The organism is Cupriavidus phytohabitans, from assembly GCF_000426345.1.
Taxonomy (GTDB): domain Bacteria; phylum Pseudomonadota; class Gammaproteobacteria; order Burkholderiales; family Burkholderiaceae; genus Cupriavidus.
Genome location: NZ_AUFE01000060.1, coordinates 1 through 24696, shown reverse-complemented (window position 1 = coordinate 24696; position 24696 = coordinate 1). Strand labels below are relative to the sequence as shown.

The following is a 24696-nucleotide window of genomic DNA, read 5'->3' as shown; positions in this document are numbered from 1 at the left end:
GTTCGTTGAATTCCGGATATGGCGTGTGTCTGTGTCACCTCGACACCGGCCTCTTCGGGACGTCACATACCAAGCCATGCCGTGAGTCTTGGTCTTTCGCGGACCAGCCCATCCTGATTGAAGTGATGAACGCAAAAATGCGCCCATGAATCCTCGAACGCCATCTCCATATCACCTTTCACCGAGGTCGTCCCTTGTCGTATCTCTGCATAGGTGAACTCGAAACTGCCGCTAGGGCGTGCCAACGCAATGTGGAACGGTTGACCAGTAAATTCGTTGATTATTGGTCTGCCGCTGCTCGTCATGATGCCTGGTATATCAACGTTTGCAGTTCTTAGTTCCAGGTTCGCCTCGAGTTCTATCGGTAAGAACAATGTCTCGCAAAATTCCGAGCATGTGGCCATCCAGCCTGCCCCTTGAGCGCGGGCGGTCTCGACGGCGCTGCGCAGAGAAGCGGCAGCGGCCTCGGTTTCCCCGGTGCGATAAGCCAGCTCACCGTCGACTCGCCACAGCTCGGCCTCGAGATAACGCTGGTTCCATCTGTGTGACCACGAGAGCCCCTCGCGTGTGGCGGCTCGTCCCTGACGGTACTCGCCAACCAAGCCGCGAGCCCGGGCGAGAAGAAGGAGTGTGTAGGTCAGGTGGAGGGTCTCCCCTTCGGTACGCGAGCGCGCCACCGATCGCACGATCTTCTCGATGCCGCCAGCCGATCCCGCGCAGGCCTCCTGCCAGCCCCGAAGGGCTTCCAGGACCACCATAAGGTATCGCTCCGAAAGACGCTTCCATAGAGCCTCGGCGTCTGCGAGGAGCTCGGCGAGGCGTGCGAGATCTTCGGATTCGCCCGCGAGAATCGCCGCGTAAGTGATGACGTACGCTAACGTCATCGGATGATCGAGATCCGCGGCGATCTTAAGTGCCGTTCGAGCTGTGTGGCCAGCCTTGCCGGCATCTCCGGTCCACAGCTCGACGAGAGCTAGCCGAACGTGGCAAACCGCCTTCGGATCCTGGGCGTACAACGCCAGATGCTCGTCTCGATGGGATACATCATAGGCTTCGATAGCGCTATCGAGATAGTGACGCGCCCTGGCCAGATCGCCCCGCCAGAACGCACTCACACCGAGGAGATATCGGCCCTCTGTCCTGGCGACCGGATCATGACTCTCATGCACAAGAAGGGCCTGAGCTAGTTCATCGCAATCGTCGAAGCGGCAGCCCTGCAGCCGTGCGAGGCCGAGTCCACGGAGGATCGGCGGCTCCACAGGTCTGTGAAGCTTGCGGCAAAGGGAAAGGGCTCGCTCGTAGAGTTGGTGCGCGCCCATGGAGCCGTAACCGTCGAGGGCAACAAGCGGGGATCCGAGGGCGATCCGGATATCGAGTTCGAGTGAATCGCGGTCGCGAGATGGTGGCAGGTCGGCGAGCAGTGCGAGCGCTCTCTGAAACATGGTGACCGCTTCTTCGAGGGCCGACACAGCCACCGCTCGGCGCCCCGCGACGCGGTAGGCATTGATGGCCGGTTCGGCCATGCCGGCCTGGTCGTAGTGTGCGGCTAATTGCGGGCTGGCCGCGTCGATGTCGCCGTGAAGCTCGACGGCAATCGCCTCGGCGACAACCCGGTGGAGTTGGCGTAGACGCATTGGGCTGAGCATTTCCAGCGCGACCGCCCGCAGCTTGTCATGACTGAAATCGTACGCGGGCCCCTGATCGCGGATGATCCGTCGACGCCAAAGTTCGTCGACGTGATCGATAAGCTCGTGCTCAGCGATCCCAGTGGCCGAGACCATCAGACTGACTGAGAAAGGCCGACCGATAACGGCCGCCACTTCGGCTAGTCGTCGAGCACCGTCAGTGAGTTGACCCAGTCGGTCGCGCAGCACCGCCCGCATCCTCTGCGTGAGCACTACTTGACTTCCATCAGAAGAGATCCCTGCTCGTAGAGCCTCAATGACAAAGAGTGGATTGCCTTCGGTCTCGCTCCAGAGTCGTGCCGCCAGTTTCGCATCGATCGTGTCCCCAAGGCGAAGCTGGGCAGCAAGCCTCGCAGTGGTGGCTTCATCGAGTCGGTCGAGTGGCACGGTAGTGACCGTCTGGTCGTGGCCCAAGGCGCCGAGGAGTTTAACGAGGGGATGAAGATGTGGGATCTCCTCCCAGCGGACCGTGCCGACGATGAGGACCGGTGCTGTCTGTCCGGCACGGACGACGAAACCGATCAACTCGATGGTCTCGGCGTCACACCACTGGAGATCGTCGATAATCAGCAAGAGCGGTCGATCGCCGGCGACAATGGCACGGCTCACAGCATCGAACAACCGATGCCGCTGAGCCAGGTCGCCCGACTGGCTTCGTTCAGATGGCAGGGAATCGTCGCGGAGTTCTGGCAGCAGACGAGAAAGCTCGGCCCTCCAGGCCATGTCCAGCGTGTCGATGTGGCTTCGGATAGCATCAGATCGGAGCAGGTCGACGACGGGACCCCACGGCAATCTGCCCGCTGCCTCATATGCGCGAGCCGATGCCACCATATGTCCCTCTGCCCGGACACGGCGGCCTAGCTCCAGTGCGAGACGGGACTTTCCGATCCCCGGTTCCCCTGTCACCAACACGAGATGTGCCCCCCTCTCCTGCACGGTGTTCCATGCCTCAACGAGCTGGTTCCATTCAAGGTCGCGGCCGACGAAAGGCGATTCGGCGACGGGTAGGTCCTTGCCCCGCACGTCGCCGCGGTTGGGGGTATCAGCCCGCAGCTGTTGGTACATGATCCGGAGCGCCTCGCCTGGTGCCACCGCGAGGTCGCGCTCGAGCACCTCCGCGTACCGGTGGTAGGAGCGCAGCGCCGCGGCTCTGTCGCCAAGCGCGAGATGTGCTTCCATCTGAGTTCGAACGGCCGCTTCGTCGGTCGGCTCCAGGTCGATCATGCGTTGCGTATGCTGGATCGCGGCTTTGTGGTCGCCGTGCCTCGCAGCCACTTCAGTCAGCCGCACCAGGGCCCGATACGCCTCAGTTCGAAGTTTCGCTCGCTCATTCAGGACCCAGTCGTCATAACAAGCAGGGAGAAGATCGCCCGAATAGAGGCGTGCGGCGAGCTCGAAATCACCGGCCGCGATGGCATCCTGGAACCTGAGCACGTCGACCTCGCTCGGCCCACTCGAAATCCACCGCACAGTCTCGTTGTCGATCTCGACGAACTCACTGATGTCGGGAAGGGAATGACGAAAGTCGTGGAGCAGCTTTCTGAGGTTGGTGCGCGCCTGGCATTCGTCGGAGTTGGGCCAGAGTTCGAACGCGAGTCGTGATCGGTGCTGGGGGTCTCTCCGTAAGGCGATCAACCCCAGAAACCGTTGCAAGCGAAGAGAGTTGAAGGCGCGAAGAGAGCGGCCGTCCAGGATGATTTCGCCTGTACCAAGAAGACGGACCTGTAACCGCGTCGGCCGTTCGCCACCGGCCCCGCTCGTGTCACTCGGCATTTGGCTCCTCTGGCTGCGGTCCAAGTGTCGATAACAAGCCGGTCAGCAGCGTGGTCACTCCGATTTTCGGGCCGGATTCGCAAAATTGTGCTGTGGTGCTCACCTCTTGCCTGCCGTACTGCCTCCGTATTCATTGTAGGTCCGGTCCCGGAACGGTTGCCGGTCGGGCGGTGGAAATCTACCGCGGTAGGATACTGCGATGTGGCAGCGCACTGCGTCAGCAACGCAATCAGCCCTTCGACTGCCCGCTCATGAGTACCGAATCAATTAGCGAGGGAGCCCGAGGGAGCCTGGTCATGGCATTAGAAATCACACGCCGGTGCGTACCGTGGTATCGGATGTCTCGCCGCAGGATTTGATGCCCTTTACGACTACGGCCCGGCATTCACTGTCCTACGAAGATTGCCTATTGGCTTGCGGAAGAAGGCGAGGGACGCTTCATCGGATCAGGATCCGCGCTGCTTGCTTCCGGCTACCCGGCACGCTAGGCTGAAATTGCTGCCGTGGCGTTACATCCGTCCTTTGCCTCAGCCCGCGCTCAGGCTGGGTTAAAGGCAGGCGGCGGCATTTACGCGGACCGGTTAGCGGCTCTCAGGCCGGCGATTGCCGGCACTGGTGGCTGGTTGACCGGGGAAACGCGAGTGCAGAGGAGTAGAGAATGCGCAATTCTAGAATTATTGAAGCCTCGACGGCATGCGCGCTGAGTGCGCTCATTATGGCCCCCGCTCTGGCAGCGGAGCCCGCTATGGAAGGCCACATTTCGATCGTCCCGTCCGAAGTCAAGTGGACCGAGGCCCCATCGATCGGACCTGGCGCCAAACTGGCGGTATTGGAAGGTGATCTCAAGCAAGCCGCGCCGTTCACCATGCGGATCAAGCTTCCTCCGAACTTCAAGATCCCAGCCCACACTCATCCCGTGTTTGAGCGAGTCACCGTGTTGTCCGGGACGCTCCATTTTGGCATCGGCGAGACGTTCGATCGCGCCAAAGCCAAGGCTTATCCGGCTGGCGGCGTCATGATGATGCCCGCGGGAATGCCTATGTTCGCCTACACCACCAGCAAAGAAACCATCATTCAGATTCATGGCACCGGTCCATGGGGCATCAGCTACCTGAATCCCGCGGAGGATCCAGGAAAGAAATAGCTTGTCGGCCCAACGCCGAACGAATCAGCGATGCTTCCAGGCTTCTTGTAGCCGGCCAGTTCTGTTGAGGATTCAACCGGTGGCGACGCAGCGTATTGTTTGGACGGACGGGACTGGTGGCTGTGTCTATGCTGCAGTATGAGAAAGAGGACTCACACTCGCGTCGCGCAAACCTCAAATTTTCTTCACGACGTAGTGGTTAGCAACCGAGATCGTCGAACAGGCACCGCCGACGGGCGGTTTCGAACAGATCATCCTCGCAAATCTGGACTGGCGTACTCGATGACAAGGATCGATCGTACGTTGAGCGATGGTATGCCGCGACCGGGCGGACTAGCTGTCTCGCCAGCGACAGTGATTGGACATAACACCCGATCTAGCTCGTTCGTTCGCCGCAGCCGTAAGGTGCCGCTTCATCGCGCCGCAATGACAGTTTGCCAAAGAGCCATCGCGCCAATATTTAAGGCGACGATACTCCAAAACGCGACTTGAAACTCCCGTTTCCGATTCTTGTGTCGAAGGAGGTGCTGGGCGGCAAACGCGCCCGGCCAACCGCCGCAGAGCGCAAGCAGATGCAGGGTGGCCTCAGGCGTGCGCCAGGCGTTTCGACTGGCTCGCGTCTTGTCGTCGGCATAGGCGAAGAACGTGATGATGCTGGCCAGGAAGCTGACAATGCCGGCCTGTCGAGGGAAGTAACCAGCAAAGGCGCCGCCGACGATGAGCCCCAAGGCCAGCAGACCGGCAAGTATTGGCAAGAGGCTTGCGTTGGACCGGGACTTCGGTGCGCCGACTATGGCGACGTTCAGCGCCTGAACCCGGCCGTCCTTCCCTTTACCGAATTCGAAGCTCACGCGATCGCCAGGCTTGGGCGTGACGGTGCGTGTTTGTAGCGCCGTGACGTGGAAAAAGACATCTTTCGTGTCCGCATGGACGTCGATAAACCCGAAGCCCTTGTCTGCATGCCATGTCTTGACCCGACCTGCTTTTTTCATGGTTCTCGTCTGTAATGCTGGAGGTCCGAGTTTAAGGGATTAGGCGAGGCCAGGTCATTGCGGGTTACTGGACTCGCCAGCAGCCGAACGCCGACTGCTCTGCCACCCGTAGTCAGTGGGGTGTTGGTCTGATGCAACCCGCCTTGTATATTAAATCGGGTAGATTTGTCGTGAGCGGAATGCCGCGGCAATGACGTGAAGAACAACAACAGGTAGAGACATGGGTCGCAGGAGAAAGGAGCCGTCGCTTAGCGAGGTATTGATGGATGCGCCATGGTGGGTATCCCTCGCACTGGCCGTGGGCGCCTACATCGTGTTTCGTGGGGTCTTGCCAGCGATATTCGCGTCGAGTCCGGTGTTGAGGGGCATTTCCGTATTGAGCCAGTCCTTAGCCTGGGTTCCAACCGCCCTGTTTGGATTTCTGGGGGTGTTGTCATACCTCCGTGCGCGAAGTAGGGCAGGGGCAGGGCAGCAGGATGCCCCAATCAGGACCCGGCGCTCCCGCGCGAGCCGCCCCACGTTGTCGCCCCTGCCACCCTCCAGGTATTCCGGCACGCCTGCCGATTCAAAGGAGGCCGGCGGCGCGCCAGCGCAGACAGTACCAACGTCCGAGAAGCCAGAAATCAATAGCTGGACGCTAGATGCCCTCAAATTGCTGGAGTGGAAGCGATTTGAGTTGCTGTGTGTCGGGTATTACGAGGCGATGGGGTTCGTGGTCAAGACCGTCCCCCACGGCCCCGATGGTGGCATCGATGCAACCTTGTACAAGGCGGGCCTGGATGTTCCTGTAGCTGTGGTGCAATGCAAAGCATGGAGCAAGCCGGTGAAAGTGGAGCAGGTTCGCGCACTTGCCGGTGTCATGCATGAACACAAGGTACGTCGGGGCGTCTTCTGGTCGTTGTCTGGCTTTGTCGGCCGACCGGTAACGGAGTCGGCAGAGCGGGCCGGCATTCAGTTGCTCGATGGTGCGGGGATTATCGACCGGATTCTCGCGCTCGATCCGCACAGGCAGAGGACGTTGCTGGCACAGGCCTTTCGGGGGAACTACCGAACGCCGACATGCGCAGCATGCGGAGTTAAGATGGTCGAGCGCAAAGGGCCAACCGGCGCATTCTGGGGTTGTCAAAATTACCCCGGTTGCAAGGTCAGGCTTTCACGCAACACCTAGGCACCCGCGCGGGCTTACCGGCCACAAAGGCTTAACTGGCCGGGCCTATCCCAACCCGGTCTTTTACAATCAGGCTGGTAGTTGAGCCCTTCGCTGCTCGGGTCAGAGCCAGAGTCGTTTAGGGCGCGGTGCGGTCGACGCCCCGATCGTTGCGCTGACCGCAGGTGCCGCGCCGAGGCACGTGCCGCCGCCTAGGACGCGGCAGCAATCATCCTCAATACCGCCCCGGCAAGCTCTCCTTCTGCGTCTCCCAGATAGTCCACCGCATCGAAGTGGTGACCTCGTGCCTGCACTACCACTTCGGCTTCGATGCCTTGCTCGCGCAGCAGCGCGGCGTATTGCGCCTGCAATCGGTGGTACTCGTCCGATTCATCTCCCCCGACGGTAAGGATCATCGGCAGCCTGGCGGTCGGGAGGTGATAGACCGGGCTGTACGCCGCCACGTCCGCCGGCGTCAGGCGGACGACCTTGTTGAGATAGCACAGCCGGATCGGTTCCAGGTCATACAAGCCGCTGATAGCGCACCCTCCCTTGACCAGGTCGGCGGGCACGCCGAACTGTTCCCAGTGCGTACCAGCCATGGTGGCGGTGAGATGCCCGCCGGCGGAGTGTCCCGAGACAAAGATGCGGTCCCCGTCAAAGCCCAATGCCTCTGCCTGCCGGTATAGCCAGGCCAGCGCCTCCTGATTGTCACGCACGATCGCCGCCATGGGCACGTCGGGCGCGAGCCGGTAATTGACCACCGCTACGTTGATGTCGCGCCGCAGATACGGCGCAGCCACGTAGCTGAAGTCCGATTTGTCGAGGGATTGCCAGTATCCTCCGTGGATAAAGACCAGCAAGGGGCGCCTGGGGCTGCCTGCGGGAAAGAAGTCCAGTGATTGCTTGGGGTCGTCGCCATATGCCAGGTCTTCCCTGACCGGATGGCTGGCTCGAAACCCGCGACTGTCCCTGGCCCACCGGTCGAAGATGGCCTGGTAGCCGGGGATGCCGCCCCTGACGTTGTACTGCTTGTCCAGGCACTCCTGATTGAAGTTTCGATACACTGACATTACATTTGGCTCCGAACTGTCGGGCCGGTACGCACACCGGCTCCTTTGTGAAATGGCGACGCGTGCTCACGTCAGATCCCACGATACTGTTCGGTGCCTTGCCATGCGCACCGGCAGATGACACTTGATGTCTCGGAGACGCCATGTTCGGAAAAAGTGAAAACCGCGACGACTACCAGCACATCGAACGGCCGGTAGGCGGCATGGCGCGCACGCTGCCTGACCGCTTCTATATCGATTACCACTCCCACCCGCGAGCGCAGCTCATCTACGCCTACAGCGGCGCGATCCTCGTCGACACTGAAATGGGTTCCTGGGTGGTACCGCCCCAGCGCGCCGTCTGGGTGCCATGTGACATGCGACACGCCATGCAGACGTGCGGCAACGTCGAGATGCGCACGGTCTACGTCCGGCAGGACGCCGTTCCGGGCGAGCTGACCACGTGCTGCGTGGTGGCGGTGCCGCCCCTCCTGCGCGAAATCATCTCCGAAATGGTGCGCATGCCTGTCGATTACGATGAAGCCGGACGCGACGGTCTGGTGGCAAGACTGCTGCTGCAGGAGATGCGCCCGCTGTCGGTTGTGCCGCTGCACTTGCCCATGCCACAGGATGCGCGTTTAGCCAGGATCTGCGCGCGCATCGTCGCCGATCCTTCCGACGAGACCTCGGTCGAAGCGTGGAGCCAGTCAGTCGGCGCAAGCGAACGCACCATCATCCGGCTGTTCCCGGAACAGACTGGCATGACCTTCAGCCGCTGGAAGCAGCAGGCGCGCCTGATGGCGGCGGTACGCCTGCTGGCTGAAGGCCGTCCGGTGATCGACATTGCGCTGCAGCTAGGTTACGAAAGCCCCAGCGCATTCACCGCAATGTTCCGGCGCGCATTGGGCATGACACCAACGGAATACTTTCGCGATACGGCACTCCGATAACGCAGGCCCGGGCATCCCAGATCTGGCGTCTGCGCGATAGCGCCTGTCATCCCCGCGGAGGACAGCGGGTAGGAGGGGGAGCACAGTGAAGGTGGCGAATCTGCCGTGCAACACATGTACGGCGGCGCCTTCGCCATTGCTCACAAGGAACCTCCATGTCTGTCATCGATCGCCTCGCCGAGGCAGGAATCGTGCTGCCCTCGCCAGTCTTGCCCAACGCTCTGTTCGTTCCCTACACCCTGCATCGTGGCGTCCTGACAGTATCAGGACAATTGCCGCTGCGGGATGGCAAGCCCGTGTATGCCGGCAGTGTGCCTGCCGAAGTGCCCCTTGACAGCGCGCGCGACGCCGCACGCCTCTGCCTGGCCAACGTGCTGGGCTGGGTGGCGGCCGCTACCGACGGCGAACTCGACCGCGTTCGGTCGGTACTGCGCCTTGGCGGCTTTGTCTCGACTTCAGCCGGCTTTCACGACGCACCAGCCGTGATCAATGCCGCGTCGGAACTCATTAACTTCATATTTGCGGATCAAGGCCGGCATGCGCGCATTGCCATCGGCGTGGCAAGCCTCCCCTTTGGCGCGCCCGTTGAGATCGAGGCAAGCTTTGCCATCGACACCGACGCATGATCATGGCAAGCCGAAGCGGATACGCCGACGTGCTGGTCGGCCTGCAGTACGGCGATGAAGGCAAGGCGCGGGTGGTTGACCATATTGCCGGCGACTATGACATCGTGGCGCGCTTCAATGGCGGCGCGAACGCCGGTCATACCATCGCGACGCCGCAGGGCGCGGTACGCCTGCGGCAAGTGCCCTCCGCGGTGTTGCATCCTGCCGTGTCCCTGTATATCGGTTCCGGCTGCGCGATCGGCCTGGCGCAGTTGGCAGAGGAAATCGCGATGCTCGCGGCACTTGGCATCCAGTTGCAAGGCCGTCTGGCGATCAGCGACCGTTGTTTGGTGGTCCAGCCACTGCACGTTGCGCGTGATCGTGCGCACGGTGCATCGATCGGCACCACCGGCAATGGCATCGGCCCTTGCTACGCCGACCATGCGCTACGGGCCCGCGGCATCGAACGCACATCGTTCCAGTTGCGGGACCTGATACAGGACAGCGGGGCCGTAATCCGGCAGATGGCAGTGGCTGCTGCGCGCGGTGGCGATCCGTTGGATGCCGCCGCATTGGAGGCCATGCGCGCGGCTTGGGCGCTGGTCAGCGACTACGTCATATCGGATCCCGGCTACCTTGCACGACGCGTGGCACAGGGCGCGCGCGTGCTGTTCGAAGGCGCACAGTCGGTCATGCTGGACATGACGCACGGCGAGCAGCCGTGGGTAACCGCCAGCCATACCGTGCCGGCGTATGCCTATGTCGGCGGCGACTTGCCATGTCGCTACCACCGAAAGACCATCGGCGTGGCCAAGGCAATTGTCTCTCGCGTGGGCGCGGGCCACTTCCCGTCCGAACTGGGTGCGCAGCGATCTGCCGTGTATTGCGCTGACGCCGCGCACAAAGGTCTCGGTCGCGAGCAGGAAGCCGCAACGCATGACCCAGTGGCGCTCCTTGCCGGCGACGATCCGTTGCACGTTGGCATGGCTATCCGGATGCTGACCGGCGAATACGGCACGGGAACCGGCCGGCCTCGGCGCATAGGACTGCTCGACGTCGCGCAATTGCGTCGCACCGTACAGCAGCACGGCGTGGACGAGCTTTTCCTCAACAAGTGTGATGCGCTGGCGCTGTTCGCGCAGACGCGTGATCCCGCCATCGTGGTCGTTGACGACGAAGGCCCGGAAGGCGCTACGCGGCGATTCCCTGCTTTTGCCGTCGATGCACTTCCGAACCATTCGGCCGATCCGCTTCCACCACAGCTGGACGCGCTGCTGCGCTGGCTGGCCGACACGCTGGGTTGCCGCCTGCGCGGCGTCGGCCTGGGCCCGGCTCGCGAGCAGATGCGGCTGCTGGCGTGAGCACAAATCCTTCCATCCTGAGGCAGACATGACAGATATGAGAGATAAAACACCAGACTACCTGGATCCCGAAATGCGCCGGACCGACCTGGCGTGGACCGACTGGCCTGCGATCGAGGCGTTCCTGCGCGACGAGCTGATCTGCCGTGTGGGCGTTCATGACACGCCCTATCCCTACGTCACGGCACAAAGCTTCACTTTCACCGGCGACGCATTCCTGATCCACAGCTCGCGCTTCGGCAAGCTCGCGGCGGCGATTCGCGCCGACCCGCACGTCACCATTGAGGTCGACCGCCCAGTGGCTTTGCTGAAGGCTCCTAAGGGCCAGAACACCAGCCTCGAGTACTACAGCGTCATCGCCCGCTGCATGGCAACGGTGCGCGACCAAACCGAGGAGATACGTGCGCACCAGTACGTCGCGCTCGACAAGTTCAGACCGGAGAAGGACTACACTCCCATCGAGGACGGCGCAGCCAACCAGATCGTGGCTTACCGTTGCGAGATCCGCTCCTTGTCAGCGAAGAAACGCATCCTCGCCGATGGGCAATACTCGCCGCCAGGCCAGCCGCGCGCCCCTTATCTGCGCTATGCCTTCCCCGCCGGCGCGGCGTTGTCATCGCTGCCAGAAGACGCCTTCGACCCGCGTCGCTTCGCCAATCGCTGATCCTCTCCGCGCGGCCCTGCCAACGGGCCAACGGCACGCGACCGCTCGCGTGCCATCTTCGTCTCGGCTTCTCACTCCATTTTTCTCGTTTGCCGTTGCTGGTAGCCGCCGCTGTCGGGCGGGTACGCGTATGCGCCGTTGGGGCATTTGCCGCACCACGCTGGTTGGCGCCCCGGCGACAGTGCTTGTCATCCGGGCGAGGGCAGCTGAAGGGCCGAAGCGCGACAGTAGCGCAAGACATGCCGCATGGCGATGTTGCGCGCGCCGGCACGCTCGGATGCCGGCCCATACAAGACAGGAGACAAGATGAAACTGACCCCGATGGAACTGATGCGGGTCCGCGTCGGCGACCGGCTGGAGCGGCTGCCCGTATGCGGCTATCACCGCTTCTTATTCATGGTGATTGCGATGGCATTCTTTTTCGACAACTTAGACCTGGCCATGATGACGTACTTGCTCGGATCGATCCGCACGGAGTTCGGCCTCACCAGCGCACAGGCCGGCATGCTGGGCAGTGCGAGCTTTGTCGGCATGGCCATCGGCGCGCTCAGCTCGGGCATGCTCGCCGACCGCTTCGGCCGCAAGCCGGTGTTCCAGGTCAGCATGATTGTCTGGGGCGTCGGCAGCTTCCTGTGTTCAACCGCGAATGACCCGGTCACGCTCGGTATCTATCGCCTGCTGCTCGGCGTGGGTATGGGCATGGAGCTGCCGCTGGCGCAGACGCTGCTGTCCGAGTTCATCCCCGCGCGTCAGCGTGGGAAGTATCTGGCGCTGATGGATGGCAACTGGCCGATCGCCTTTATCTGCGCGGGATTGATGTCGTACTACGTGCTGTCGGCGTACAGCTGGCGCACCATGTTCCTGCTCGGCGCGGTGCCGGCGCTGTTCCTGTTCGTGGTGCGGCGCTATGTCCCTGAATCTCCGCGTTGGCTCGAATCGAAAGGCCGCCACGAAGAGGCATCGGCACTTGTTGCGCGGATCGAGGCCACCGTGATGCGCCGCATGAAACTGTCTTCGTTGCCTGAAGCGGAACCCAAAGTCGTCAGCGCGGATGCGGAAGTGTTCGGCGTCAAGGTGCTGTGGTCGCCTGAGTACCGCAACCGCACGCTGACGGTGTGGGGATTGTGGTTTTTTGCCTTGCTCGGCTTCTATGGCCTCAATACCTGGATCGGCGCGCTGTTGCAGCAGACCGGCATGGGCGTGACCAAGTCGGTCCTCTACACCGTCTATATCTCAATCGGCGGTATCCCGGGCTTTCTGTGCGCGGCCTGGGCGGTGGAGCATTGGGGCCGCAAGCCGGCATGCGTGATCACGCTGGTCGGCGGCGCCGTGATGGCCTTCGTCTACGGCCGCGTCGCTGGCATGAGCCCGGAACCGATGGCGCTCTTCCTCGCCGGCGGCCTGATGCAGTTCTTCATGTTCGGCATGTGGGCCGTGCTTTATACCTATACGCCGGAGCTATATCCGACGCGCGCTCGCGCCACGGGCTGCGGCATGGCGTCCACGGTCGGCCGCTTCGGATCGCTAATCGGCCCGACGCTGGTCGGCGTCGTGCTTCCGCTAGCAGGACAGGCCGGCGTGTTCGCGTTGGGCGCCGCCTGCTTCCTGGCCGCGGCGATCATCGTCTATTGCTTCGGCATCGAGACGCGCGGCGAATCGCTTGAGACGATCTCGGCCCATTAACCGGCGCCACTACGCACAAACGAACCGCAGCCCGAGGAATCATGGCCGCCTACCGCCCCAATTCCGGAAGATAGCAGCCAAAGCTCCGCCAGCAACCCATCGCCGTCGTCTCACGGCAAGTCGCTCACAAGGATGGCGGCCGACGTCGAGTGCTCGGACGGCGATGCGGAGGTATGGCGCCATGACAAAATTACACTGGATAAGCAAGAGTCGATGAACTGGACGTTGGACCGGCGGATGGCGATTCAGAGTGAGATTGACTGCCTTGCGAGATAGGTAGGGCAGCGTCGTCCGAATCGAGGCGTATCGCGGATTAGCAAGGCTGCAGCGTTCGTCGATGCCTGACGCCGGTAGGCGAAGGAGTCCCTTTCGGTTGGTAGCTTCATCGCCTTCGTTCGCAGTCGTTATCGCGCTCGTGAACAGTTCGTCGCATCAGAGTGCGTTGACGGGGATTTTAAGATATCGCTTACCGTTCGTCTCAGGAGAGGGTAGCTCTCCCGCCCGCATGTTGACCTGCACGGACGGCAGGATCAGGGCGGGCATCGGGAGCGCGGCGTCACGCTCCTGGCGCATCACGACGAATTCCTCCTCGCCGATGCCATCGCGCACATGGATATTGTTCGCGCGTTGGTCAGCTACCGTGATCACGTAGCTGAGCTCCCTGCCGCCAGGCAGATAGTCGTGGCACAGCCGGCGGCCATGAAGCGCTTGTTGACGATGATGGTCTTGGCCTTGTACGCCTCCAGGATCGGCGTGCCCGCGATCGGCGACTTGGGATCGGTCTTGGCCGCCGGGTTGACCACGTCGTTGGCGCCCAGCACCAGCACCACGTCGGCCTGGCCGAACTCGCTGTTGATATCTTCCATCTCGAAGACCTGGTCGTAGGGCACCTCGGCCTCGGCCAGCAGCACGTTCATGTGGCCCGGCATGCGGCCCGCCACCGGGTGGATCGCGTATTTCACGGTCACGCCCTTGCCCGAGAGCGCTTCGGTCAGCTCCTTGAGCGCATGCTGGGCCCGCGCGACCACAGCCCCCGGCTTCATCTGTGCCAGTTCCGCGTCGTCCGGCGCGCGCAGCTTGAGCACCAGCTGTGCTCCCAGCGCTTCGGCAGCGGTGCCGATGGTGGCGCCGACCGCTTCATACGCGCCGTCGGGCTGGCTGGCACGTACGCCGGCGCCAACCTGCACGATGACCTTGTGGCCTTGTGCGACGTACTTCCTGACGGTCTCAGGAGTGGCGGCGACGCGAGTCTCGCCGGCCCGCGTCTCGCGAGGGATACCTATGTACATCATTGTCTCTTTAGCTGAAGAATCGGTGTTCGGTAGCGAGCGAATGGGGATACCCGCAACGCCCTGCGCGCGGTACTAGAAGATGTGCTTCATGCCCGCCGCCAAGCCGGTCTGTCCGACGCCTGGCGCGACCTTGGTCGCACTCGCCACGCCCAGCGTCGAGCGGCCCGCGTTGTCCATGTAGGACGCATTGACATAAAGCTCCGTGCGCTTCGACAGGGTGTACGCCGCCTGCAACACGTAGCTGATAGCGTCGTCAGCAGAAGCACGCTTATCCGTCCGGTAGATGCCGGCGCGCAGCGTCAGTGCCGGTTTTACCGCGTAGGCACCGCCCAGCCAGTAGAGATGGGAGCGGCTGGCGGGCGAGCCCAGCCCGTCCTGCAGGAGCCGGTACCCGGCCTCGGCCGTGAAGGGGCCGCTGGTGTAGAGAAATCCTCCCGCGTAGCGGCGTTCAATGTTGCCCGCCGTGACCGTGGACGTGCCGCGCCGTTGGTCATAGGCAATCGCCAATCCGAATTTGCCGATGGTGTACGAAGCGCCGGTGCCGATTTCCTGGCCGACGCGCGGCGCGCCGGGGACTTCGCCGCCGCTGGCGATGGTCGAGTCGTAGCCGGCGCTGTATAGCGCGCTGATCGTAAGTTCGCCGAAGTTGCCCGTGTATTTGATGGCATTGTCGGCCCGACCCGCGAACTGCGCATCGTGGGCAAGCACGGAATACGGCGCATAGCGGTTTGTGTCAAAGGGAATGAAAAAATCGAACAGGATATTGTTCTGGCGCCCGAGTGTGACCTGGCCCCAAGGCCCCGCGATGCCGACGAACGCCTGCCGGCCGAACAGGCGGCCGCCAAATCCTGCCATGCCGGTGTCCGTCAGGAAGCCACTCTCCAGCACAAAGATGGCGCTCATATCCGAACCCAGCGCCTCCTTGCCCCGCAGGCCCCATCGCGATGCCGCGGTGTTTCCGGAGGTAACGCGGTATACGGACCCCGAGCCATCCGCGCCCGCATGGCTGACATACTCCAAGCCAGCATCCATGACGCCGTATAGCGTGACGCTTGACTGTGCCTGTGCCGTCGCGGCAAGCAGGCACCACACTGACGCCGCAACGGCGTACTTTCCTGATGTTTTCATCGTTCTCCTCCGTATGTATGTTCGAGTTGCTGCCTCTGCAGGGCTGCGCAAGCCACAGCCCCGGCATGGGCGATGCGGCGATAGCTGGTGATGCGGCTATGGCGGTTCAGCGGGCGGCCGTGCGTGTAACGCGGGTGCTGGCATCTGCGCCGATGGCACTCGGTGCGAACGGGGCCGCCGGCAGCGGCGCCCGTGCAAGCGATTGGTTCAGGCCACGCGAGCCGGCGGACGCCCGGCGCGCTGCATACCGAATCGCTCGACGGTAAGTCCATCCATGTCGATCTCCGGCTGCCTGCCGGAGACCGCGTCGGCAACAAGCCGGCCGGTGCCGCACGCCTGAGTCCAGCCATTGGAGCCATGGCCAGCATTCAGGTAGAGGCCCTGTAGCGGTGTCGCGCCGAGGATGGGCGGCCCGTCCGGCGTCATCGGACGAAGGCCGGCCCACGACGTTGCCGCGGCATAGTCGAGCCCGCGTGGAAAGAGCCGCCGCGTCAGCGTCGAGAGCAGTTCCGTGCGGACCCGGTGCACCGTCAGGTCGTATCCGACGAACTCGGCCATTCCCGCGACGCGCAATTTGTCGCCCAGGCGGGTAAGCATGATCTTGTGGTGCTCGTCCATGATCGCCATGCGCGGTGCAGCCTTGGTGTCGGCGATGGGAATCGTGATTGAATAGCCCTTGAGGGGATAAACCGGGATCCGCAGGCCTGCGGTGGCAAGGAGCGCGGGCGCCTGGCAGCCGAGCGCCACCACGCAAGCATCGGCCTGCCGTTGGTCCATCTGCCCGTCATGCGTGATCTCGACACTGCGAAGGCGGCCGTGCGAATGGACGAGGCGGGTTGCCGAAACGCCATACTGAAACGAGACGCCGCGACTGGAAAGATATCCGGCAAGGCCCGCGCAGAACTTTGCGCTGTCGCCCGATGCATCGTCTGGCAGATGCAGTGCGCCTTGCCATGCGACGGCAGACGTCCGCAGCGATGGTTCGATCGCCACGGCTTCGTCGCGACTCATCATCCGCCATGGCACCTGGAACTGGCTGAGTGTGCGCGTGGCCAACTGTGCCAGTTCCACTTCCTGTTCGGTCTCGAGCAGTTGCAGCGTACCGTCGCGGTGAAAGCCGAAGGCGAGTTCCGGCACCTCGTCACGCAAGGCCTGCATGCAGCGCATGCTGTAGTGCGCCATGCGCTGCATGCGAGCCTTGTTGATGCCAAAGCGCTCCGCATTGCATTCCTTGAGCCACTTTGCGAGCCAGCGCAGGCGCTCCGCATCCGGCATCATCGAAAAGCGCACCGGCGCCTGCCTTTGCAGGGCCATGCGCAGCACCTTGCGCGGCATCCCCGGCGACGCCCACGGTCCGGCAAAACCGGGGCAAAGGCCCCCGGCGTTGCCGAAGCTGGACCCCAGTCCCGGGCCCGCTTGCCGCTCCAGCACTGTCACCTCGTGGCCGTCGCGCCACAGGTGGTAGGCGGCGGATATGCCGGCGACGCCGGCGCCAAGCACTAGTACGCGCATGTCTGCTGCCCCGTTCCAAAGATTCAGTCGGCCGTGATATGCGCGCGATCGATGATCGCGCGATAGCGCCTGGTTTCGCTGTCGATATATTTCTCGAATTCGCCGCCATCCTTGTAGGCACTCTCGAATCCCAGTCCGTTCAGGCGATCCTTGATGTCCGGCGACGACATGATCCTGGCCGAGGCGCTGTCGAGCTTCTTCCTGATCCCATCGGGCAGCCTGGCCGGCGCCCACAGGCCATACCAGGAATAGAACTCGAAGTTCTTGAATCCCGCTTCCTGCATGGTCGGGACATCCGGCAGCAACGGGCTGCGCGCTCGCCCGGTCACCGCGATCGCGCGCAGCTTGCCGGCCTTGACCCCGGGCAGCGACGAGAGCATGGGATCCATCATCCCCTGGGCCTGGCCGCTCATGACGTCGGTCAGCGCCGGACCGCCGCCCTTGTACAGGGCGATGGGCACCTGCAGGTCTGCAATGCCGCTGTCATACATGAACTGGGACAGGGCCAGGTGGCCGGCGGAGCCATTGCCGCTTGTTGCGAAGTTGTACTGCTTGGGGTTGGCTTTCACGGCGCGCGCCAGTGCCTGCGGCGAGTTCGCCGGTACCTGCGGATTCACGCTAAAGATCAGCGCGCCTTGCGCGAGCATGCTGACGGCGGTGAAGTCCCTGACCGCATCGAACTTGATGGTCTTCCGATAGAGCATCGGATTGATGTTGTGGATCGATGCGTTGATATAGAGGGTGTAGCCGTCTGGCGCCGCGCGGGCGACGATGCCGGCCCCGACAAGGCCCGATGCACCCGGCCGGTTGTCGACAACGACCGTCTGCTTCAGCTCCTGGCCGAGCTTCATCGCGAACACGCGCGCAAGGCCGTCCACCGAGCCACCAGGCGCGTGCGGCACGACGATGGTGATCGTACGAACTGGGTAGGCGCTGTCAGGCGTGGAATCCGCTTTTGCGACGCCCGCGGACGTCAGGACGGACAGGAGGAAGAGGCCCATGCGTACGACGGGAATGTGGCGGGAACGGATCTGGGTGAGGGGGCGTGGTTGCATGGCCGGATCAACGTAACTTGCTGGACAAGGAAAGGCAGCGCCATCGCGCGCGATGACGTGGGGCGCGAGACGCTGCGTTGGAATGGCTTCGGTGAACCCGGTGGCTCAGAAGGTGCCCGGGTAAGCCGCGCCGTCAATCAGGATGTTCTGACCGCAGATATAGCTCGCCTGCCCGGAGCAGATAAAGGCGCAGAGTGCGCCGAGCTCTTCCGGCCGGCCATAGCGACCGGCCGGGTTGTTGGCGCCGCGTTCTTTCCAGAGTTGATCGAAGCTCTTGCCAGTCGATTCCAGCATGCCTTCGATGTGGCGGCGCTGGGCATCGGTCGCGAACACGCCCGGGAGCAGGTTGTTGATCGTGACGTTGTGGCGAACCGTCTGGCGCGCAAGCCCTGCGACGAAGCCGACGAGGCCAGAGCGCGCGCCATTGGACAGGCCCAGCTCCAGCTGCGGCGTCTTCACGCTGCGCGAAACGATATTGACGATGCGGCCGAAGCGCCGTTCGATCATGCCGTCAACGGTGCACCGGATCATGTCGATCGGCCCGAGCATCATGACATCGATCGCGGCATGCCAGTCCGCCGGTGTCCACTGGCGAAAATCGCCGGGCGGGGCACCATCCGCGTTGTTGACCAGGATGTCGGGGGCAGGACATGCCGCCAGCGCGGCGGCGCGCCCCTCGTCCGTGGTGATGTCCGCTACCACGTAGCGGACATCACCGCCCGTCGCGGCGCCGATTTCCGCGGCCGCCGCGGCCAGCGTGCTCTCCGTGCGGGCGGCGATGAATACCTTCACGCCTTCCGCCGCCAGTTGGTGCGCGCAAGCGCGCCCCATGCCCTTGCTCCCGCCGAAGACGAGTGCATGGCGCCCTGCGATGCCGAGATCCATTGATCGCTCCCGGTTCGGTTCAAACGGCCTTGAGCATCGGCGACGACCAGCCGTACTTCCGGTCGAGTTCGAGCTCCTTGATGACGCGCAGGCCGCGCAGCAGGGGCTCGCCTTCCAGGCCGGTGAGCGGCTTGCGCAGTTCGCCCGAAGGCAGGCCCACCGCCTTCATCAGCGATTTGATCGCCACGGGGTTGATGGCCGAGTAGGCGTAGTGCAGCAACTGCAGATTCTGCAGGTAGGCCTTGTGGAAGCTGGCCGCGGTGTCGGGGGATGTCCACGGACGGGAGATCTGCGTCAGCTCCGCGGGGGCGATATTGCCGGTCATGTTCGCGGTGCCATGGCCGCCCAGGCTCATCGTTGGCACGACCAGGCCAAGGTTGGGCGAGTCGCAGCACATCACGGAGACATCCGGCGCGCCGCGCAGCACTTGCGCTACCTGTCCCACGCGCGTCGTCGACTCCTTGTGGACAACATAGTTGGGATGCTTGAAGATGCGCAGCAGACTGTCCCAATGCAGGTCGGTCTTCACGCGCGGCGGGTTGTTGTAGATGCCAAGGGGCAGGTCGGTTTCGTCGGCCACTTCCAGGAAGTAGCTTTCGATATCGGCCTCCGGCGCGCAGATGTAGGCGGGCGCGGCGATGATGGCGCCATCCGCGCCGTTGGCCCTGGCAAAACGCAGATAGTCCTTGGTGGTCTGGGTGTTGTTGCCGGTGCAACCATAGAACAACTTCATCTTGCCGGTCTTCATCTTCGCGGTTTCCACGATGATGGCCTCGCGCTCTTTTTGCGAGAGCATCGAGACCTCGCCTGTGGATCCCATGATCAGCACCGCCGAGGTGCCGTGGCGTTCCTGGAAATCCAGCAGATCGCGAAAGGCGCCAAAGTCCGGGCTGCCGTCCTTGGCAAAGGGGGTGATCAGGGCGACAAAGGATCCTTCAATCTTCATCTTGCTCATGTCTGTCTCCGTCGTAGATTCGTGTAGGGGGAACTGCCGGGAGAACCCGGCTTAGGCTGCGTTGTCGTTCAGGTCGGGCAAGCCTGGTCGGCCTGGGCGTCTTGCAATGCCTCCAGGGTGGAAGCATGCGCGGAAAGCGCCATCAGGCCGCGCTGCAGATCGTCGATGAGGTCTTGCGGGTCTTCGAGACCCACATGCAGGCGCACGGCCTGCCCTTGATACGGCCAGCGCGCGCCGGTGCAGTGCTTTCCCGGCGTGAAGGGGATGGCGAGGCTTTCATAGCCGCCCCAGGAAACCCCCAGGCCAAAGTGCTCCAGCGCGTCGATGAAGGCTGCGAGTGAACCTTTGGAGTTCGTGCGCAACACAACGGAAAAGAGACCGCAGGCGCCTGTGAAGTCGCGCTTCCACAGCCCATGGCCCGGATGGGACGGCAGTGCGGGATGCAGCACTGCCTCGACTTGCGGCTGCCGCTCCAGCCATAGGGCAACGCGCAGTCCTGATTCCCAGTGGCGCTGGAGCCGGACCGCCATCGTGCGCAGGCCGCGCAGTGCCAGGTAGACGTCGTCCGGACCGGCAGTCTGACCCATGTCCTGAGTGGTCTGCTTGATCAGCGGCCAGGTATCCCTATTGCAGGTGACCACGCCAAGCATGGCATCGGAATGGCCGACGATGTACTTGGTGGCGGCCTGGATCGAAACGTCGACGCCGTGGGAGAACGGTTTGAAGTAGAGCGGCGTTCCCCACGTGTTGTCCATGACCACGACGGCGCCATGTCGACGCGCCGCTGCCGAGATGGCCGGGATGTCTTGGATGTCGAGGGTTTCCGACCCCGGCGATTCGACGTACACGACACGCGTGTTGGGTCGCAGCAATGTCTCGATCGGTGTGCCGCCAGCGGGATCGTAGGTCTCGACTTCGACGCCAAAGCGCGTCCGGACACGCTCCATGAAAGCGCGTGTTGGAGAATAAGCGCTGTCAGTGACCAACACGTGGTCGCCGGCCGACAGCAGCGCCGTCAACGCGGTACTGATCGCCGCGAGGCCGGACGGAAACACGAGCGACCGGTATCCACCCTCCAGCGCGGCAACGGCCTCTTCCAGCGCATGGGTCGTGGGCGTGCCGTAGCGGCCATAGGTCGTCGCGCCAGGCTCTTCCGCGGCGCGGGCGCGCTTCATTTCCTCCCATTCGGCCATCGACCCGGCGAGGATGGTCGATGCCCTGAAGATCGGCGTGTTGACGACCCCGCCGAACCGCTCGGGGTGGCGGCCAGCGCAAACTAACTGAGTGCTTTCTTTCATCGGATCTCCGTGGCTGAGCGGTGCGGCTTCCATGTTGGTGATTGCCGCTGGAATGTCGACCAGCTTAGGGATGCGCCCTGAGCAAATTCATCTCATTTAATTGGCGTATTCCGTCCAAAAGAGAAAAAAATGCTCGCGTGGCTCGCCCAACATTGGGCGCTTGCGCCGCTCGTAGCGAGCGTCTGTATTCCGGTGGAGGAGACCAACATGACAACTACGCTTGCTGCTGCCGATGTCCGCAGCCGCTTTCCCACGCTTTCGCACTGGGGTGCATATACGGCGGTCGTAGAAGGGGGGAGGCTCGTCGCGTGCGAGCCGTTTCTCTGCGACAGCGCGCCTTCACCGATCCTGCAATCCATGCCAGGCATGGTCCATTCGCCACTGCGGATCCGCCGGCCTGCGGTTCGGCGCGGCTGGCTGCGCAAGCGCGAGAACGCGGAGCGCAGCGAGCGGGGTAACGATGCGTTCGTGGAGGTTGACTGGGATACCGCGCTGGATCTGGTGGCCGGCGAGCTGGCGCGGGTGCGCGGCGAACACGGCGATGCTTCCGTTTTTGGCGGTTCCTACGGATGGTCCTCCGCCGGGCGCCTGCATCATGCCCGCACGCTGACGCACCGCTTTCTGTTCGCAGGCGGGGGATGTACCACGCAGGCGGGCAATTACAGCTGGGGCGCCGCGCAGTTCCTGTTGCCCCATGTGATTGGCACCTACAAACCGGTCACGGGAAGAGTGACGGACTGGCGCAGCGTTCTTGAACACACAGAGCTGTTCATCGCCTTTGGCGGCCTGCCACTACGCAACACCCAGATCACTTCCGGCGGCGCGGGTGCGCACAGTTCGCACGAGTGGATCGAACGCGCAAAGGGCTCGAAAGTGAAGTTTGTTGTCGTCAGCCCGACACGCGCGGACATACCCGACGGCCTGCAGGCCCGATGGGTGCCCATCCGGCCCAACACTGACACCGCGCTGATGCTGGGCATGGCGCACACCCTACTGACGCGCGGCCTGCACGCAGCGGATTTTCTTTCGCGCTATTGCGAGGGCTTCGACGCGTTCGCGGCATATCTGCTGGGCCGCAACGACGGCCTGACAAAGGACGCCCGCTGGGCGGAGTCGATCTGCGCGGTGCCGGCCGAGACCATCATCGAACTGGCCGCGGAAGCCGCCCGGCGGCGCACGATGTTGAACTGCACATGGTCGTTGCAGCGCGCCCATCATGGCGAACAGCCGTACTGGGCCAGCATCGCGCTGGCCTCGATGTTGGGGCAGATCGGTCTGCCGGGCGGCGGCTTTGCGTTCGGGCATGGCTCCATCAACGGCGCCGGAACGCCCCGGCCCGACGTCGCGGCCCCGGAGATGGGCGCGGGTGCCAATCCCGCGCGCAGCACCATCCCCGCCGCGCGTATTTCGGACATGCTTCTGCACCCCGGGCAGCGTTACGACTTCAACGGCCGCGAAGGTATCTATCCGGATACACGCATGGTGTATTGGGCCGGCGGCAACCCCTTCCACCACCACCAGGACCTGAACCGACTGGCACGGGCCTGGCAAGTGCCGGAGACGATCGTGGTGCATGACAGCTGGTGGACGCCGACGGCGCGGCGCGCGGACATCGTTCTGCCGGCCACGACGACGCTGGAGCGCAACGACATCGGGGGCTCCTCAAGAGACCGGTACGTGCTGGCGATGCATCAGGCGCTGCCGCCCCAGTACAGCAGCCGCAACGATTTCGACATCTATCGAGACCTGGCATTGCGCGCCGGCTGCGAGTTCACGTTTACTGAAGGCCGCGACGAATTCGCGTGGATTCGCCATATCTACGACAGCATGGTGGAACGCTGGGCCGGGGCAGGCTTCGTAGCTCCGCCATTTGAACAGTTCTGGGAGGAGGGGTACACCGGCTTGCCGGAGCCTGGCACACCGTTCGTGCTGTTCTCGGACTTCCGTGCCGATCCGCAGGGCAGTCCCCTGAGCACACCCAGTGGAAAGATCGAGCTCTACTCCCGGCGCATTGGCGAATTCGGCTATCAGGATTGTCCTCCGCATCCGTCCTGGCTACCACCTGCCGAATGGCTTGGAGATGCCGCAGCCCAGCGCTGGCCTTTGCACCTCATCACGTCTCAGCCGGCTGACAAGCTGCACTCACAGTTGGACGCGGGTAGCCACTCCGTGTCAATGAAGGTCAGAGGCCGGCAGGCAATCCATATACATCCGCTGGACGCGGCGGAGCGCGGCATTGTGCAAAACGAACTCGTACGCGTGTTCAACGAGCGCGGGGCATGCCTGGCCGGCGCGCGTCTGGACGATGCACTGATACGCGGCGTTGTGGTGATGTCGACCGGTGCCTGGTTCGATGCGAGCGACAGTTCGCTTGAACGCCACGGCAATCCCAACGTCCTGACGATGGACCGCGGCACCTCCCGCCTGGCCCAGGGGTCCAGCGCGCATTCCGCGCTGGTCGAGATCGCGCCGTGGTCCAACGGGGAACCGCCGGAGGTTCGTGCCTTCGACGCGCCGCAGGTGTCGCCGCTGGCCGGCTAAAGCGGGGGGCGAAGACCATTTCTCCACGCACATGGAGTTTCGAGCAAAAAAAGTCATCGGCACCCCGATAAAGCTCGCAAGCAGCTTCCTACTCAATATTTTGTGCAGCACGGAACACGTGCGCCTGTGCTGCATCGGCTTGGGCGCAGCACGCAGCACGCAGCACGCAGCACGCAGCACGCAGCACGCAGCACGCAGCACGCAGCACGCCGCGCGCATCGGTCGCTCAGTTGTGCGACTTCAGTCGCGGCAATAGGTTGGACCGGGCGCGAAACCTGTTACACCTGCTCCGCGCACGAGAGTCAGAGTCGGGCGGAGGTCAGGAAGTTGAGTGCGCTACGCCATATTGCGATGAGAGGTATCGACGGATATGGTCGGGCGAGTCGACGAATCGCGTTTGACCGTGCATGCGAATCTCTACGCTGTTGTCGACTGGCTCCCGTCCAGCGCTGAGCACCAGAACAGGGGCGGACTGGTTTGCCTCACCGATCAGGTCGACAATTGCTTTGCGAGGCCGCGGCGCAGCGATGTATTCGACGTCAATCTGGCTGCGCAACTGCGGAAAAAAGCTAAGCAGACCTTCGATGGCAACTGCATCGCCGCAATAGAAGGGGCCTTCCGTCCCTTGAGTAAAACCGGGGCGAAGCATCAGTAGCTTGTCTTTCACTTTCTCTCTCACTGTAAGTTGAAGGTAAGCGACCGAGAAACAGCGTCCTAGTTTTATAGGGTGAGTCTTGGCAGGCTTGCGTCCGCAAACACTTTGCGGACGCAAACCATGATCACTGACGATGTTGATGTTGACTGCTTTCCACTGCGAGTAGTGCGTGTCCGGCGCAATGGGAAACGCGATTACGATCCGGTTGCCAAGCGGCGTTTGATTGAGCTGTGTGTTCGGCCTGGCGCATCAGTGGCAGGCATGGCGCTCAAGGCTCAAGTCAATGCCAATCAACTGCGCAAATGGATTCGGCTGGATC

The 24696-nt window shown here is 63.0% G+C and carries 19 protein-coding genes and 2 pseudogenes; 9 read left to right on the top strand and 12 right to left on the bottom strand.

Going from position 1 to position 24696, the window contains the following annotated elements:
• Positions 1-62 precede the first annotated feature (62 nt).
• Positions 63-3458, bottom strand: a complete 3396-nt coding sequence (locus tag K309_RS37650; RefSeq protein ID WP_084402574.1) for an ATP-binding protein — start codon at positions 3456-3458, stop codon at positions 63-65.
• 745 nt (positions 3459-4203) lie between these two features.
• Here K309_RS37650 and K309_RS0127825 point away from each other — a divergent pair.
• On the top strand, positions 4204-4602 hold the full coding sequence (locus tag K309_RS0127825; RefSeq protein WP_232232510.1) for a cupin domain-containing protein: 399 nt from the start codon (positions 4204-4206) through the stop codon (positions 4600-4602).
• Positions 4603-5015: 413 nt separating this feature from the next.
• Here the strand turns inward: K309_RS0127825 and K309_RS0127820 are convergent, their stop codons facing one another.
• Positions 5016-5594, bottom strand: a complete 579-nt coding sequence (locus tag K309_RS0127820) for a DUF1294 domain-containing protein (RefSeq protein WP_029049425.1) — start codon at positions 5592-5594, stop codon at positions 5016-5018.
• A gap of 220 nt (positions 5595-5814) precedes the next feature.
• Between K309_RS0127820 and K309_RS43825 the strand changes: the two genes are divergently transcribed.
• Positions 5815-6762 carry a restriction endonuclease gene (locus K309_RS43825; protein ID WP_029049424.1) on the top strand — a complete coding sequence of 316 codons (948 nt, stop codon included), beginning with the start codon at positions 5815-5817 and terminating at the stop codon, positions 6760-6762.
• 191 nt (positions 6763-6953) lie between these two features.
• On the opposite strand, the gene K309_RS0127810 is transcribed toward K309_RS43825, so the two are convergent.
• The gene (locus K309_RS0127810; RefSeq protein WP_029049423.1) at positions 6954-7814 is read right to left on the bottom strand and encodes an alpha/beta hydrolase; all 861 of its coding nucleotides are present in this window, start codon (positions 7812-7814) and stop codon (positions 6954-6956) included.
• Between the two features lie 143 nt (positions 7815-7957).
• Here K309_RS0127810 and K309_RS0127805 point away from each other — a divergent pair, with 143 nt between their 5' ends.
• The 5 genes from K309_RS0127805 to K309_RS0127785 all read left to right on the top strand — a co-directional run bounded on the left by K309_RS0127805 (position 7958) and on the right by K309_RS0127785 (position 13056).
• Positions 7958-8743 (top strand): AraC family transcriptional regulator, encoded by a 786-nt coding sequence (locus K309_RS0127805; RefSeq protein WP_029049422.1) that lies wholly within the window; start codon positions 7958-7960, stop codon positions 8741-8743.
• Positions 8744-8898: 155 nt separating this feature from the next.
• Positions 8899-9369, top strand: a complete 471-nt coding sequence (locus K309_RS0127800) for a RidA family protein (RefSeq protein ID WP_029049421.1) — start codon at positions 8899-8901, stop codon at positions 9367-9369.
• Entirely contained in the window at positions 9366-10709 is a 1344-nt protein-coding gene (locus K309_RS0127795) for an adenylosuccinate synthetase (RefSeq protein WP_029049420.1), read from the top strand. The genes K309_RS0127800 and K309_RS0127795 overlap by 4 nt, the downstream gene beginning before the upstream one ends.
• A 37-nt stretch (positions 10710-10746) precedes the next feature.
• Positions 10747-11373: a pyridoxamine 5'-phosphate oxidase family protein gene (locus K309_RS0127790; RefSeq protein ID WP_198030867.1), complete on the top strand. Its 627-nt coding sequence runs from the start codon at positions 10747-10749 to the stop codon at positions 11371-11373.
• A 306-nt stretch (positions 11374-11679) separates the two neighbouring features.
• Positions 11680-13056 (top strand): MFS transporter, encoded by a 1377-nt coding sequence (locus K309_RS0127785; RefSeq protein WP_029049418.1) that lies wholly within the window; start codon positions 11680-11682, stop codon positions 13054-13056.
• Positions 13057-13488: 432 nt separating this feature from the next.
• Here K309_RS0127785 and K309_RS0127775 read toward each other — a convergent pair.
• From K309_RS0127775 to metC, 8 genes and pseudogenes are all read right to left on the bottom strand, one after another.
• Positions 13489-13746, bottom strand: a pseudogene (locus tag K309_RS0127775) (MBL fold metallo-hydrolase); the annotation flags it as partial.
• Positions 13740-14345, bottom strand: a pseudogene (locus K309_RS0127770) (NAD(P)(+) transhydrogenase (Re/Si-specific) subunit beta); the annotation flags it as partial. The pseudogenes K309_RS0127775 and K309_RS0127770, both read right to left, overlap by 7 nt.
• Positions 14346-14420: 75 nt before the next feature.
• Positions 14421-15476, bottom strand: coding sequence for a porin (locus K309_RS0127765; RefSeq protein WP_051320642.1), 1056 nt, complete (start codon positions 15474-15476; stop codon positions 14421-14423).
• A 207-nt stretch (positions 15477-15683) separates the two neighbouring features.
• Positions 15684-16988 (bottom strand): D-amino acid dehydrogenase, encoded by a 1305-nt coding sequence (locus K309_RS0127760; RefSeq protein WP_029049414.1) that lies wholly within the window; start codon positions 16986-16988, stop codon positions 15684-15686.
• Between the two features lie 23 nt (positions 16989-17011).
• Positions 17012-18043, bottom strand: a complete 1032-nt coding sequence (locus tag K309_RS0127755) for a tripartite tricarboxylate transporter substrate binding protein (protein ID WP_232232508.1) — start codon at positions 18041-18043, stop codon at positions 17012-17014.
• A 105-nt stretch (positions 18044-18148) separates the two neighbouring features.
• Complete coding sequence (locus tag K309_RS0127750; RefSeq protein ID WP_029049412.1) at positions 18149-18928, bottom strand: SDR family NAD(P)-dependent oxidoreductase; 780 nt, start codon at positions 18926-18928, stop codon at positions 18149-18151.
• Between the two features lie 19 nt (positions 18929-18947).
• Positions 18948-19883, bottom strand: coding sequence for a 4-hydroxy-tetrahydrodipicolinate synthase family protein (locus K309_RS0127745; RefSeq protein WP_029049411.1), 936 nt, complete (start codon positions 19881-19883; stop codon positions 18948-18950).
• Positions 19884-19951: 68 nt separating this feature from the next.
• The gene (gene metC, locus K309_RS0127740; protein WP_029049410.1) at positions 19952-21181 is read right to left on the bottom strand and encodes a cystathionine beta-lyase; all 1230 of its coding nucleotides are present in this window, start codon (positions 21179-21181) and stop codon (positions 19952-19954) included.
• A gap of 129 nt (positions 21182-21310) precedes the next feature.
• Here metC and K309_RS0127735 point away from each other — a divergent pair, with 129 nt between their 5' ends.
• Positions 21311-23722, top strand: a complete 2412-nt coding sequence (locus tag K309_RS0127735) for a molybdopterin guanine dinucleotide-containing S/N-oxide reductase (RefSeq protein WP_369796534.1) — start codon at positions 21311-21313, stop codon at positions 23720-23722.
• Positions 23723-24041: 319 nt separating this feature from the next.
• Here K309_RS0127735 and K309_RS40505 read toward each other — a convergent pair whose 3' ends face one another.
• A complete protein-coding gene (locus K309_RS40505) occupies positions 24042-24389 on the bottom strand; it encodes a DUF3088 domain-containing protein (protein WP_084402577.1) in 348 nt (115 codons plus the stop codon).
• A gap of 108 nt (positions 24390-24497) precedes the next feature.
• On the opposite strand from K309_RS40505, the gene K309_RS40500 reads away from it, so the two are divergent.
• Positions 24498-24696 (top strand): transposase (locus tag K309_RS40500; RefSeq protein WP_156914463.1); only part of this gene is annotated, 199 nt, incomplete at its 3' end.

Coding starts and splice junctions, on each gene's coding strand:
- K309_RS0127765 (WP_051320642.1), bottom strand. CDS start 15,476: ATGAAAACATCAGGAAAGTACGCCGTTGCGGCGTCAGTGTGGTGCCTG.
- K309_RS0127820 (WP_029049425.1), bottom strand. CDS start 5,594: ATGAAAAAAGCAGGTCGGGTCAAGACATGGCATGCAGACAAGGGCTTC.
- K309_RS0127735 (WP_369796534.1), top strand. CDS start 21,311: ATGCTCGCGTGGCTCGCCCAACATTGGGCGCTTGCGCCGCTCGTAGCG.
- K309_RS0127805 (WP_029049422.1), top strand. CDS start 7,958: ATGTTCGGAAAAAGTGAAAACCGCGACGACTACCAGCACATCGAACGG.
- K309_RS0127800 (WP_029049421.1), top strand. CDS start 8,899: ATGTCTGTCATCGATCGCCTCGCCGAGGCAGGAATCGTGCTGCCCTCG.
- K309_RS0127810 (WP_029049423.1), bottom strand. CDS start 7,814: ATGTCAGTGTATCGAAACTTCAATCAGGAGTGCCTGGACAAGCAGTAC.
- metC (WP_029049410.1), bottom strand. CDS start 21,181: ATGAAAGAAAGCACTCAGTTAGTTTGCGCTGGCCGCCACCCCGAGCGG.
- K309_RS0127785 (WP_029049418.1), top strand. CDS start 11,680: ATGAAACTGACCCCGATGGAACTGATGCGGGTCCGCGTCGGCGACCGG.
- K309_RS0127790 (WP_198030867.1), top strand. CDS start 10,747: ATGAGAGATAAAACACCAGACTACCTGGATCCCGAAATGCGCCGGACC.
- K309_RS0127750 (WP_029049412.1), bottom strand. CDS start 18,928: ATGGATCTCGGCATCGCAGGGCGCCATGCACTCGTCTTCGGCGGGAGC.
- K309_RS43825 (WP_029049424.1), top strand. CDS start 5,815: ATGGGTCGCAGGAGAAAGGAGCCGTCGCTTAGCGAGGTATTGATGGAT.
- K309_RS0127795 (WP_029049420.1), top strand. CDS start 9,366: ATGATCATGGCAAGCCGAAGCGGATACGCCGACGTGCTGGTCGGCCTG.
- K309_RS0127755 (WP_232232508.1), bottom strand. CDS start 18,043: ATGCAACCACGCCCCCTCACCCAGATCCGTTCCCGCCACATTCCCGTC.
- K309_RS0127825 (WP_232232510.1), top strand. CDS start 4,204: ATGGAAGGCCACATTTCGATCGTCCCGTCCGAAGTCAAGTGGACCGAG.
- K309_RS0127745 (WP_029049411.1), bottom strand. CDS start 19,883: ATGAGCAAGATGAAGATTGAAGGATCCTTTGTCGCCCTGATCACCCCC.
- K309_RS0127760 (WP_029049414.1), bottom strand. CDS start 16,988: ATGCGCGTACTAGTGCTTGGCGCCGGCGTCGCCGGCATATCCGCCGCC.
- K309_RS37650 (WP_084402574.1), bottom strand. CDS start 3,458: ATGCCGAGTGACACGAGCGGGGCCGGTGGCGAACGGCCGACGCGGTTA.